The organism is Fluviispira multicolorata, assembly GCF_009208585.1.
In the GTDB taxonomy this organism is placed as follows: Bacteria; Bdellovibrionota_B; Oligoflexia; order Silvanigrellales; family Silvanigrellaceae; genus Silvanigrella; species Silvanigrella multicolorata.
The window spans coordinates 256,383-267,935 of sequence record NZ_WFLN01000006.1 but is presented as its reverse complement, the minus strand read 5'-3'; the positions used below and the strand labels follow the sequence as shown (position 1 = coordinate 267,935).

Here is an 11,553-nt window from a genome sequence, read left to right as displayed (position 1 = left end):
TTGCCTTAAGTTATATGTTTTCACATAAAACTTGTGGTGATAATAGGAATTAGAATAGCGAATTAGTTACTGCGACTCGCTACTCGACTGTCATTTTTTTCAAACTTTAAATAGTCTGCAAGAGTTGTTTGTGCAACTGAACTTGCACGCACAACCCAATTTTGAGGGCTCGCTACAACGGTCCCAATCGCAATGCTATTAGGAGAGTTAAGTGGAGCAATACCACTAAACCATGTGTAAAGAACATCTCTATTTTCAGGATCCAGGAGTGTTCCTGTTTTTCCACCAATTTCATTAGCATCTGCACGGGTTCCTGCTTTGTGAAAAGTCCTTCGGCTCGTACCAGATGATATCGTTGCTAACATTAAGGTTTCTATTTTTGAAGCAGTTTGTTGAGAGATAATTCTTCCTATTTGCATTGGTTTTGCCCTGTAAACTTCCTTTCCATCAGAATTGTATGCGGCTTCAACTAAATAAGGAGCCATCATAATACCATGATTATTGACGGTTGCAGATAAAAGAGCTGCATGAACAGGGTTTAATTTTGTTGCTCCAAATCCTGCGCCTGCTTCAGCCACTTCTTGAGGGGTGGCTGTGTCTGGATCTGGGAGTAGGAACATACTTGTTTGAAGCTTTAAATCACTTGGAATGGGTTTATTAAACATAAACTTTTCAGCATATAATTTTAAGGAGGCAAGGCCTACATCATAGAGTGCTAAACGTGCGAATGCGGTGTTACAACTCGAGCCAAAGGCTTTTGCAAAGGTCATTCGTTGTTTGTCTCTTGCAGGATCTGCAAGCCAATTGCCATTTCTTAAATTTCCGCATCCCCCACGAAAAGCAATTTCGTCGTATGGATTTAAGTTTCTTTTTTCAATCGCTGCTGATGCGGTGATTATTTTCATTAGACTTGCTGCAGGAGCGCGTGAACTAACTGATACGCTCGCATTTCGATTGCCTCCATTTTGTGATAGAGCGAGTATTTTTCCCGTTTTAGGGTCAATTATTGCTGTTGAGCCATTTAATATACGTGATTGGCTTAAGTACTTTTCAGAAGCATCTTGTAGTTGCGGATCAATTGTCAATTCTAATTTATAACTTTTATAATACGAATATATTTTTCCATTTTTTATAAACATTTTAGAAGATATATCTGGCCAATCTACCTGTCCAAAAGGAGTATTTAATGGAGTGCTATTATTATTCAGCGATTCACGTGGATCCGTATAAGATTTCACTTTTACAGTGTTTGGGTTTAATCTTTTTGAATTGATAAGAGTAGAGCCTGTATATGCTGAAAAAAGTACAGGTTGTGCGGTTACATAATTTGTTTTTAAATCATTTCTACCGTAACGTTCAATTTTGCTGACTTTTGATCTTGTATGTGATCTCGAATTGTAGTTCTTTCTTGGTTTTGCTTTTAACTTTGTTACTTTTGGTCTAGCAATTTTTTTATCTTTTGATCTACTGACGATTTTATTTTGTGAAATCAAATTACTTTTTAAATTATATTCTTGAGCGTGTGAGGGGTTTTGAAAGAAAACTAATGTAATTATTATGTATTTTAAAGGCTTTTTTATACTACAAAATATTGAAAAATCCATTTTTATTTCCCCGAACTCCGTTTTCGATATCTTATCATATTTTCGATATGTTTTGGATTCTAATCATTCAAGCTTTAAATCTTTTTTAGTAAGAATCCAGCACTTTAAAGAGAAAAGTAAAACTTCCTTTTGGTACGTTATCGGCATTAATCTTTGTGATTGAAACGCCCATGAAGTTTTGTTTTCAAGTTCGTCAATTGCCGATAAATATCTTGAATCTTTCTCCTCAACAAGAGATTTCGGCAGATTTGAAAAAATAGAAAGATAAATATACGAGGTATTGTGCGAAAACTCAAAGATTTTTGTTAGAACCCTTTTTCTGATTTGTAAAAGCTCAAAAATATAATTTTCATTAGTTACTTTAGTATAGCTACCTATAACCGTAATTCCTTGAGGAGACAGTGACCTTTCTAACTTCTCTCTTTCTTGATTCTCAAATAGAATTTCATTCATAAATATTGGTACTTCAATAACTTCGATGTGTGGAAGGGTTCTTGAATTAACTATCCAAGAGATATAGGCAAAGGATAATGACGAGAACAGGCCTTTGGCTGATTCCCCTGTACTTGGGAAAATCGGATATATAACTGGGATATTTGTAGTTAAATAATCCTCACAATGACAGACCGCTTTTCTACTTAAGACAAAATTATTAAGTAACAGATTTTCTTTCCAGAGATTTGGTAAAATTTTTGAATAGGGTAAATAGTCAAATAATCTGTTTGCTGCAATTCGTGCTTCATGAGTCATTATGTTGTCCTATAACATTTTTAAGCTCGCAGTTTTTTCAACAAATTTATATTTTTAAAATGCCGATTCTTTTTGTTGTTGAATCTATATTCCTTAATACTATCATTTTAGGAGTTAAAAGGTGTTTTCAAAAGTAAAAGATGCTAAAGTCTTGTCGTCAGTTCAAAGTATTGAGAATGTTTCAAAAAAATATAAAGGAGTGCCGTTTTCTCTCTTAGGCAATCAAACTTTTTTTCAAGGAAAAGTCATATTAAAGGGAGAGGCAAGATTAGCTGGGCATGTAGAAGGAACGATTATTTCTGAAGATATTTTAATTTTGGAAGAATCTGCCCTTATAAAAGGTGAAATACATGGTGTGATTGTAGAAATCAGCGGAATTTTTGAAGGCAATCTCTATGCAGCTGATACTCTTCGTCTCACTGCTTCGGCGCGTGTCGAAGGTGAAATATCTTCTTACAAGTTGATCGTTGAAGAAGGTGCAAAATTGCGTGGAAAACTTTCATGTCTAGAGGCGCCAAGGCATTCTGTTGATGAAATTGTCCTGAGTGTTGTTTCTTAATTACTTAAGATAATGTTTATTTTTCTGGTTCCTTTCTCTGCAAAAGGAGAATGCGGTTGAATTCTGAAAATGTTGCTGGAAAAGAATCCATTAAAGATCTTTACAATGAAGCAAAGCAAAGAATTCGCTTAATATTAAGCATGTTTGGTCGCTATGAACCAGAAAAAATTAACCCTATTCCTGATGATAAATCTTTTGCAGTAATTTCAAACTTAATTAATAGTATAATGAGCTCAGCTCAGTTTGAATCAGATAATCAATACAGAAATGCAATAGTCGAAATTTCAAATTGGATGAATTGTGCCTTTAATAAAGAGTTTTTAGTAAAAAATGAAGCTCTTTATCCAAATCCATTGTATGTAGTTAGAAAAGGAGCTGAAATTCTCCATTCATTTTTACATAGAGATTTGAGAAGAAAGCAATTTTCTTCAGAAGAAGATGAGATTTATCGAAACTATATAACTATGATTTCTAGCTTGCCAGATCCTCGAAATAAAAAACTCGATCAAGAAGATGTTGATGGGATGATTGATAAACTTTTAAAATCAAGTTAAATATTAGCAACCAAGTTGATTCTCATCATACACTTCGCTATTGTCCATCTTTGAGCAGTTTTTGTTCTCTCACCAAGTCGGAAATATTATGAAAAATATAAAATATTTTGCATTTTACAGTTGGTTTTTTCTTGTGTTTAATTTTTATGTTGTTTTAGGTGGGGCTTATGTGCGGGCAACTGGGTCAGGAGCAGGTTGCGGAGAACACTGGCCACTTTGTAATGGTGAAGTTGTTCCCGATTTTTCTGTTTTACACACAATAATTGAATTTACTCATAGGGTTTCGAGTGGAATTGTAGGATTAGGCTCTATTCTCCTGTTAATTTGGGCTTTTAGAGTGACTCAAAAAGGAAATCCAATAAGAAAAACAGCATCTTTAACTTTTGGCTTTATGGTTTTTGAAGCTCTTCTTGGGGCAGGGCTTGTTTTATTTGGCTTGGTTACAAATAACTCTTCGGTATTACGGGCTTTTGTAATGTCCTTGCATTTAGTAAGTACTTTTATATTGTTAGCTGCAATTGCTTTAACAGCTTATTATTCTTCTGGTTTTGGTGTTGCAAAGTTTAGAGGTCAAGACAAAAAATTAATTTATATTTCAATTGCAGTTCTGGGATTATTTCTAGTAGGAATTAGTGGTGCAATTACAGCACTTGGTGATACTCTTTTTAAACCTAATTATGTAGGTGAAGGGTTAGTTTCAGATTTAAAAAGTGCAGAGCATTTCTTAAAATCTCTTAGGGTTTATCACCCTATTTTTGCTATTCTTGTGTCAATTTACATAGTTGTAATGACATGGAATTTTACGCCAAAAAATTCTCCAAAAAGAATAAAAAAATTAGCTTACTTTGTAACTTTTATTGTTGTAATTCAAATTTTGTGTGGTTTTGCAAATATTGCTTTATTAGCTCCTGTTTGGATGCAAATAATTCATTTGTTAACTGCGGATCTAGTGTGGATTGCTTGTATTTTATTTTGTAATGAAGTGCTATCTGAGGAGAAATTTCTTGAAAAAGTGTTCCGATATTCTTAAAATTTTTATTTTAATTCTCGTTATTTCTCTTCCTTCGTTTTCGACTGACTCTTATATTCCTTCTCTTCCCCATATGATTGAAGATTTAAATACTACGCAACCTCTCATACAATTAACATTGAGTTTTTATATGATAGGATTTGCTATTTCTATGTTAACTTGCGGGTCATTATCTGACAGGTTTGGGCGAAGACCCATTTTATTAATTGGACTCTCTTTATTTTTAATATCCTCTATTGCCTGTATGTTTGCTCCTAATGTTTGGTTTCTAATTATTGCTCGCTTTTTTCAAGCATTAGGAGGTTGTTGTGGTATTGTTTTAGGTAGAACAATTGTAAGAGATTCATTTGAAAAAAAAGATCAAGTAAAAGTTTTAACATATATGGCAACAGGAATGGCAATTTCACCTGCAATAGCTCCTATTATTGGTGGGGTGCTACAAACATATTTTGGTTGGAGATCTTCTTTTCTATTATTAATAATTTTGTCTGCAATTATTCTTGTAATGGTCTATTATAAGGTTGAAGAAACTAATAAAAACTTAAATCCTAAAGCAACTCATTTTTTTACACTCCTAAAAAATTATAAAGAGATTTTGTCTAATAGAACTTATTTGGGATATACTTTGACGATTTCTTTTGCATGGTGTGCTTACTTTTCATTTATTTCTTCATCTTCTTTTATTTTTCAAGATATAATTGGAGTTTCTTCAGTAATTTATGGCGTTATTTTTGCTTTAGTTTCTTTTGGGTATATTTGTGGAACAATTATGGCAAGAAAGCTATCTGTAAAATTTCATATGAATTATATTTTATTTTTTGCCGCAATAATTTGTCTATTAAGTTCTTTAATTTTATTTATTTTTGCTATTTTTAACTTTATATCTGTTGGTGTTATACTTTTCCCTATCATTGTTTTAATGTTTGGAATCGGGATCATATTTCCATTAACTCAAGTTGGAATGATGGACATATTTCCAAAAATGTTAGGAATTGCATCGGGTTTGTTTTTCTTTATTGAAATTATGTTTGGTGTATTTGCTGGTTATATTTCTGGTTCATTTAAATCTGAAAACCAATTGCCCATGGCTTCGGTTATGTTTGTTTCGTGTTTGTTATTAATTTTAAGTTATTATGCTCTCATTATAAGAAAAAAAGCAGACTAATTTAAGCCGCTTTTTCTGAAACAATTGCTGAGCTTTTATTTGGTTTATAAACACGTGCATTATAAAGAAAGGCTAAAAATACACAAGCAATTATACCACATATAACTGTTGTTATGAAGAAGCTATTCCAGCCAAATTTATCAAGAAGCATGCCAATGGGGCCACCCGCCACGACTGCACCTAAATATCCAATCCAACCGATAAATCCAGTTGAAGTTGCTGCTGCTTTTTTATGAGAAAGTTCAACTGCCGCAATACCAATTAACATTTGTGGACCAAAAACAAAGAAGCCAATTGCACCCACAATGAGAATATCTAAATATAAATTCGTTACTGACATTTGCCAAAAAATAGCAATTAAAATGGTTATGCAAATTGTAAACAATAGATTTACAGGTCCTCTGCCGCCTTTAAATAATTTATCTGATAACCAACCTGCAACAAGACTGCCAAAGACACCACCAATTTCAAAAGCAAAAATAACCTTACCTGCATCCATTGTGCGCGTATAACCTTTTTTCTCCATTAAATATGGCATAGTCCAGTCATTTATCGCAATTCTTATAATATAAATAAAGAAATAAGCACCAGCTAAAATCCAAATATATTTATTTTTTAAAATATATTTCATAAATATTTCTTTTACGGTTAAGGATTCTTCAGAGCTTTCATTATTTTTATCGTTTACAATAATTTCATTTTTATATTTCTCAATGGAGGGTAATCCCAAGGTTGCTGGAGTGTCTCTTAGGCGATTTATAAGCCATAAGCCTGTTATGATGGCAATACCACCAGCGACATACATCGATGAGCGCCATCCCCAAGTATCCGCACAAAATGCAATCAAAATAGGTATAATTGCTCCCCCTAAGTTATGCGAAGTATTCCATGCTCCCCACCAACGGCCTCTTTCTGATTGAGAATACCAATAAGTGAGAAATTTAGCGCAAGGGGGCCAGCCAAAACCTTGAAACCAGCCATTGAGCATCCAGCATAATGCAAAAACCCAAAAGGTTGATGCAGTCCCAAAAATAATATTAAAAACACCTGTTAAGATAAGTCCTACTGCCATAAAATAGCGTGCATTTGCGTTATCTGAAAGCATTCCACTGATTAGCTTACTAAGTCCATAGCTAATAGCGAGCATACTTCCGAGCCAGCCAAGACTCGCTTTGTCCATATTTAAATCTGCGGATAAACTTGGAATTGCGAAAGTAAAAGATTTTCGTGTGACATAATAGACAGCATAGCCAATATACATCGAATAAAATATTCTTATTCTCCAATGTTTATAATCGCTTTCAATTGTGGGTGCATCTTGAATTTCGGGTAAAGCTTTAGGTTGCTTAAAATAGGAAAAAAAAGCAGAAAATTTAGCCATTGAAACTCCTACAGAGGAATACTTTTTAAAAATATCATTAATTATTTAATAGTTATTAAAACACTCCAATCACAGGTGTTTTAGAAACATATGGAGATATTCTCTTAAATCACAGAGAGAGAAATGACCATAGCAACGCAGGAATATTTGATTAAAATATAATCAATTGATTATGCTAAATAATATATTACTTCTTTAAATTTATTAATTCTGTAAAAAACATATTTATTAATTATGGTTTTTATTGATATATTTTTAAATATTGATAGAAAATTTTTATATTTAAGTGATATATGTGGATTTTAGCTTGCTGCAAAAGCAAAAATGATAATGAAAATAAAAGTTCTAAATTTTCTTTCGCTCAAACAATTTTTATCCTAAAAAAAATTATTTAAATTTTGTAACTTAAGAGATTCTCACTGCAACTGTTAATCCCTCGCCTGTTGGTAATATTGTTGCTTTAAAATTTGAGTTATTTGCTATACGTTGATTAAATTCACGAATACCTTTCACTTGTTTTTCTAATTCAAGAGTTTCAAAATGGCTATCATTTATATGTCCCCATGCAAAGGTATTATCAGCAATAATGATTCCTCCAATTCGTATGTTTTTCTCGGCCCAAGTGAGATAATCTGGGTAGGAAACTTTATCAGCGTCAATGAAAATAGCATCAAAAGAACCTTCTTGTTCAAGACTTTTCAAGATATTTAATGCTGATCCTAAATGCTGTTTAATTAAATGTGAAATATTTGCATTTTTAAATGAAGTTTTTGCTGCATCATAATGTTTCTGTTCAATTTCAATAGTATGTAAAATTCCTTTATTTTGCATACCACGTGCTATGCAAATGGCAGAGTAGCCAGCGAGTGTGCCTACTTCGATAATTTTTTCTGCATTTGCCATTGCAATAAGAACTTCTAAATGTTTTCCATCCATATCATTGACATGAATTGCAGGTATTTCAAGTTTTTTTGCCCTGTCTCTCACTTCTTTTAGAATATTATCTTCAGGTTTAAAAGTATTTAAAGCATATGCTGCAATATTTTTATCATTTTGTGAAAACTCTTTTTGCATAAAATCCTCATTATAAAATATTTGATTAAAAATTTCGTAACAATAGTATAAAATAAATACATCTGGAAAGTGTAATTATAGCATGAAAATTTATAATAGACAATTTTATTTTTTAATTATTGTAAATAAACTTCTTTTTTAAAAAATTATAAGATTAAATTTACCAATAATCAGCTTGAATTATGATATCTCCACTGATTCGACAAAGACAGGCTAAACGTTCATCAGTGGGTTTTTGATTTTTTATTAAAGTCTCTTTTTCAAATTCATTTTGTATTGAGATTGATTGAGGAGTAATCTCTGTTACTTTTAAATGACAAGCTCCACACACACCAACTCCTGAGCAAGCAGAACCAATGGGAAGACCTCTTTTTCGTATGAATACCCATAGATTTGTTCCTCCTCGCATTTGAAATTCATCAATTTTATTCCCAGCTTTATTTAAAACTGTTACTGTGATCAATTTTGCAAGAGTTTCTTTAGTTGGAATTTTTTCCATAAATGATCTCATAAAATAATTTTAAAATTGAGCAGGCCTTTTCTCAATAAAAGCACTTATTCCCTCTGCTGATTCGGATTGATTTAAAAGCAACCCAAAATGTTTAGATTCAATATCACATCCTTCTTTAAAGGTGGAATCTTCGCTGGCTTGAATGACTTTTTTGGCTGTTTTTACAGCGAGCGGAGCATTTTTTATTATTTTCTCTGCAATTTGTTCGGTAAAAGCAATAAGATCTTCACTTTTTACAACATGGTTTACAAGTCCGCAAGCAAGAGCTTCGGTTGCTGAGTATCTTTCTGCAGTTACAATCCATTCAATAGCTTTTGCTGAGCCAATACGTTTTGCAAGTCGTTGAGTTCCAGAAAAACCAGGAATGAGGCCTAGCGTTACTTCTGGCAGTGAAAAACGAGCTTTTTCAGATGCAATTATAAAGTCGCAGGCAAGTGCAAGTTCAAGTCCACCTCCAAGTGCAAATCCTTGAACTCTTGCAATTGTTATTTGGGGAAGTTGCTCAAGTTTGCTAAATATTTCTGCTCCCCATTGTGAAAAATTTTCACCTTCTTTATTTTGATTATGCAATTCTTGTAGCTCTTTTATGTCTGCACCTGCTACAAAAGATTTATCACCACTTCCACTGACAATTAGAACTTGTATTTGCTTATTGTCTTTTAATATTTCACAGCAATCTCTAATTTCAGTTAAGACATTTTTATTTAGCGCATTTAATGCATTTGGACGGTTTATTTGTAAATATGCTTTTTTATTTTTTATCTCAAAATGAACAATATTTTCTGACATAAAATTCTCCATATATGAAAAACCATAGTTCTTAAAACTATGGCCTATTTTATGCTATTAAAGAGTTATCATCAATTTTAATTTTTAATTTTTTGTAGCCAATTCTTTTTTAATAATTTTTTCAAACTCTGCTTTTGGCTGTGCACCCATCAATTGAACTCCATTGATATAAAATGCAGGGGTTGCATTAATTCCTAGACTCTGCCCATATTCTATTTCAGAAGTAATTTTTTCTTTAATTGAGCGATCGTTTCTGCATTTATTAAACTCACTGATATTTAGGCCGATATTTTGTGCAATTTTATTATATGTTTGTGTGCCAAGTCTCGTATGGTTTGCAAATAACGCATCATGCATTTGCCAATATTTTTTTTGCTGATTTGCACATTCTCCAGCAATTGCAGCATTCGTGGCCTCAGGGTGAATTTGAACGAGAGGATAATTTTTAAAGACAAAGCGAATTTTATCTTTATATTCTTTAAGAATTTCATCAACAACAGGTTGAGCATTTGCGCAAAATGGGCACTCAAAATCAGCAAACTCAACTATTGTTATAGGCGCATTGGCAGGACCTTTACTGGGCGCATCACCAATATCAATTTTAATTTTTGGAGTGGATGGTTTTGAAACACCCGTTACTTCAATAATTCCATTTGCTTCTGCCTCAGCAATGAGGCTTCTAAAATAAGAGCTTGCAGCTTGATTTTGTAAATAAGGAAGTACAATAGCTTCTTGCTCTGCTTGAGATTTTCCCTTTAATTTAGGATTGTCAGCATTTTGTGCAATAAATGATTTTAAAAGTTCTTTTGATATTTGAGATTTTTCTCTTAAATAAAGCTGTTCTGCACTAGAAACGTTCGCAATATTTTTCTTTTTCATATAATCTTTAATTAAATTATCAAAATATCTTTTTGCAAGAATGCTTTCAATTGCGCTAAATGTCTGGCTTTCAGCTTCAAATAGAGTTTGTCGTTCCTGTGAAGTTAAATCGGAGCGTTTTAATGTAATATTATTATAAGTCCCTATTGTGTCTAAAGAAGAACTTTGTGAAAAATCTAAGCCTTTAGGTATATTTATAGTACTAGAAGATGTGTTATTGGAAAATCTTTTGTAGTCATGAAAAAAAAGCGGAATAGAACCTGCAATTGCTGCAATAATAAAGACGCCACCGATTACAAATTTTCCTGAAGACATGGATACTCCTTTTAAAGGCATAAAAAACGAGCTTAGTCCTTCCTATGCACTTAAGAAGGGCAAATCAAGCAAACTCTATTTATTTTGCACGCTTTTAATATTTTCGGCAAGCTCCTTTGCATAACGTAATTCTTCAGTTTTTCCATCTACATCTGGTAAAGCTTGCGCTTTTTTATAAAGCTCTAATGCTTCATTTTTATCGCCAATTTTTTGTTTGAGCACACCTAAATACATTGTATTTAATCGATAGTCTGGGCTGGTTTTTATTGCTTTATTAAAATATTCTTCTGCAATTTTCTTATCTCCAAAGGAAATGATCCCTCCTGGGACTTCTTGGTAATATCTACCAAGAATACGAAAAGGGCCTGCCCAATGATATTTTGGATCTATTTTCGCAGCTTCAATAAGAGCATCTCTGCCTGGTTTGGCATTGTTGAGGGCTGTAAAGATTCCTTTTTCAAGTCCATATGATCCTAAATTTATAGCATACCAATAAAAACCTTCGACTCGCTTTGGATTTAATTTCTTTGCAATTTCTCCTGCACTATAGCCATATTTAAATATTTTAACTTTATTTTCACTTGTAAGATTGCTGCTCGTGATAAAATTTCCACCATAATATACTAAACGACCTATTCTCCATGCTATTTCAAAATCTTTTGGAGTGCTTGGAGCTGATTTTATAAGATGGACAATTTCTTTTTCTACTTCTTTATTTTGTCTGTTTTCCCATAACGAATCAAGATATTTTATAGAGATTTGTGAAGTTTCGGCTTCCGTATTATTCTCTGTGTGAATTTCATTAGCAAATATATTTGAAACTAGAAATGTTGACATTATTAAAGTTGTTGAAACTAAATTATTTTTAATTCTGATTTTTTTATAAACGAAAGTCATGAGAACCCCTACCATAATTTTAAAATTAAATTCAATTCTGATAGG

Annotated in this window: 12 protein-coding genes; 4 read left to right on the top strand and 8 right to left on the bottom strand. The window is 32.5% G+C overall.

Annotated elements, in window-relative coordinates:
- Positions 1-62: 62 nt before the first annotated feature.
- Positions 63-1,604, bottom strand: a complete 1,542-nt coding sequence (locus GCL57_RS07520; RefSeq protein ID WP_152212741.1) for a penicillin-binding transpeptidase domain-containing protein — start codon at positions 1,602-1,604, stop codon at positions 63-65.
- A 63-nt stretch (positions 1,605-1,667) separates the two neighbouring features.
- On the bottom strand, positions 1,668-2,354 hold the full coding sequence (locus tag GCL57_RS07515; protein WP_152212740.1) for a hypothetical protein: 687 nt from the start codon (positions 2,352-2,354) through the stop codon (positions 1,668-1,670).
- Between the two features lie 121 nt (positions 2,355-2,475).
- Here GCL57_RS07515 and GCL57_RS07510 point away from each other — a divergent pair, with 121 nt between their 5' ends.
- The 4 genes from GCL57_RS07510 (at position 2,476) to GCL57_RS07495 (ending at position 5,662) form a co-directional block, all read left to right on the top strand.
- A complete protein-coding gene (locus GCL57_RS07510; RefSeq protein WP_152212739.1) occupies positions 2,476-2,913 on the top strand; it encodes a bactofilin family protein in 438 nt (145 codons plus the stop codon).
- A gap of 56 nt (positions 2,914-2,969) precedes the next feature.
- Positions 2,970-3,467, top strand: a complete 498-nt coding sequence (locus GCL57_RS07505; RefSeq protein ID WP_152212738.1) for a hypothetical protein — start codon at positions 2,970-2,972, stop codon at positions 3,465-3,467.
- 88 nt (positions 3,468-3,555) lie between these two features.
- A complete protein-coding gene (locus GCL57_RS07500; protein WP_152212737.1) occupies positions 3,556-4,497 on the top strand; it encodes a COX15/CtaA family protein in 942 nt (313 codons plus the stop codon).
- A complete protein-coding gene (locus tag GCL57_RS07495; protein WP_161597655.1) occupies positions 4,472-5,662 on the top strand; it encodes a multidrug effflux MFS transporter in 1,191 nt (396 codons plus the stop codon). Before GCL57_RS07500 ends, GCL57_RS07495 begins: the two co-directional genes overlap by 26 nt.
- 1 nt (position 5,663) lies before the next feature.
- Here the strand turns inward: GCL57_RS07495 and pgtP are convergent, their stop codons facing one another.
- The 6 genes from pgtP to GCL57_RS07465 form a co-directional block, all read right to left on the bottom strand.
- On the bottom strand, positions 5,664-7,043 hold the full coding sequence (pgtP, locus tag GCL57_RS07490) for a phosphoglycerate transporter protein PgtP (RefSeq protein WP_152212735.1): 1,380 nt from the start codon (positions 7,041-7,043) through the stop codon (positions 5,664-5,666).
- Between the two features lie 405 nt (positions 7,044-7,448).
- Entirely contained in the window at positions 7,449-8,117 is a 669-nt protein-coding gene (locus GCL57_RS07485; protein WP_152212734.1) for an O-methyltransferase, read from the bottom strand.
- 160 nt (positions 8,118-8,277) lie between these two features.
- Positions 8,278-8,616 carry a 2Fe-2S iron-sulfur cluster-binding protein gene (locus GCL57_RS07480; RefSeq protein WP_161597654.1) on the bottom strand — a complete coding sequence of 113 codons (339 nt, stop codon included), beginning with the start codon at positions 8,614-8,616 and terminating at the stop codon, positions 8,278-8,280.
- A gap of 21 nt (positions 8,617-8,637) precedes the next feature.
- Positions 8,638-9,417 (bottom strand): enoyl-CoA hydratase/isomerase family protein, encoded by a 780-nt coding sequence (locus GCL57_RS07475; protein WP_152212732.1) that lies wholly within the window; start codon positions 9,415-9,417, stop codon positions 8,638-8,640.
- Between the two features lie 84 nt (positions 9,418-9,501).
- Positions 9,502-10,611, bottom strand: a complete 1,110-nt coding sequence (locus GCL57_RS07470) for a DsbA family protein (protein ID WP_161597653.1) — start codon at positions 10,609-10,611, stop codon at positions 9,502-9,504.
- A 75-nt stretch (positions 10,612-10,686) separates the two neighbouring features.
- The gene (locus GCL57_RS07465) at positions 10,687-11,508 is read right to left on the bottom strand and encodes a tetratricopeptide repeat protein (protein ID WP_152212730.1); all 822 of its coding nucleotides are present in this window, start codon (positions 11,506-11,508) and stop codon (positions 10,687-10,689) included.
- Positions 11,509-11,553: the final 45 nt, after the last annotated feature.

Excerpts from the sequence above, each read along its gene's own strand:
- GCL57_RS07500 (WP_152212737.1), top strand. The coding sequence starts at position 3,556 with ATGAAAAATATAAAATATTTTGCATTTTACAGTTGGTTTTTTCTTGTG.
- pgtP (WP_152212735.1), bottom strand. The coding sequence starts at position 7,043 with ATGGCTAAATTTTCTGCTTTTTTTTCCTATTTTAAGCAACCTAAAGCT.
- GCL57_RS07465 (WP_152212730.1), bottom strand. The coding sequence starts at position 11,508 with ATGACTTTCGTTTATAAAAAAATCAGAATTAAAAATAATTTAGTTTCA.
- GCL57_RS07515 (WP_152212740.1), bottom strand. The coding sequence starts at position 2,354 with ATGACTCATGAAGCACGAATTGCAGCAAACAGATTATTTGACTATTTA.
- GCL57_RS07480 (WP_161597654.1), bottom strand. The coding sequence starts at position 8,616 with ATGGAAAAAATTCCAACTAAAGAAACTCTTGCAAAATTGATCACAGTA.
- GCL57_RS07470 (WP_161597653.1), bottom strand. The coding sequence starts at position 10,611 with ATGTCTTCAGGAAAATTTGTAATCGGTGGCGTCTTTATTATTGCAGCA.
- GCL57_RS07475 (WP_152212732.1), bottom strand. The coding sequence starts at position 9,417 with ATGTCAGAAAATATTGTTCATTTTGAGATAAAAAATAAAAAAGCATAT.
- GCL57_RS07485 (WP_152212734.1), bottom strand. The coding sequence starts at position 8,117 with ATGCAAAAAGAGTTTTCACAAAATGATAAAAATATTGCAGCATATGCT.
- GCL57_RS07520 (WP_152212741.1), bottom strand. The coding sequence starts at position 1,604 with ATGGATTTTTCAATATTTTGTAGTATAAAAAAGCCTTTAAAATACATA.